1 protein-coding gene is annotated in these 403 nt (G+C 63.3%); it reads right to left on the reverse strand.

Annotation, left to right across the window (positions count from 1 at the left end):
* The coding region (locus ACQUTD_RS21595; RefSeq protein ID WP_473277448.1) for a hypothetical protein at positions 1–403 on the reverse strand (403 nt) is incomplete at both ends.

Below are 403 nucleotides of genomic sequence, written 5' to 3' on the forward strand. Positions count from 1 at the left end.
ATCCTGAATGTCGACATGGCTCGCCGTCAGCGTACCCGCACTGCCGTCTGCGCTGGTGCCGACGGTGTACTGGTTGATGCTGCTGCGCAGACCGGTGCTCTGGGCTGCCGCAGTCGGATCGGTCGGCAGGGTGTAAGACGCAGCATGTGTCTCGGTACCGTTGCCGCCGGTGCCATTACCTTCCAGCGCAACGTCCTGCTGGATCAGGCCGCTGCCTTCCCCGGCCAGGGTTACCGTGCCGTTGTTAACGATACGCCCGTTCGCGCCCAGCTTGCTGAAGGCGTAAGAGTTGGACGCATAGATGTTAATCGCGCCGTTGTTCTCGATCACCGCGTCAGCCGTGGCGTTCGCGTCCAGCTGCATGGCCACCATGCCGCTTTCAGTGGTGCCTTCGGTGCCCAGG

The sequence above is a fragment of the Enterobacter sp. K510 genome (assembly GCF_055804875.1).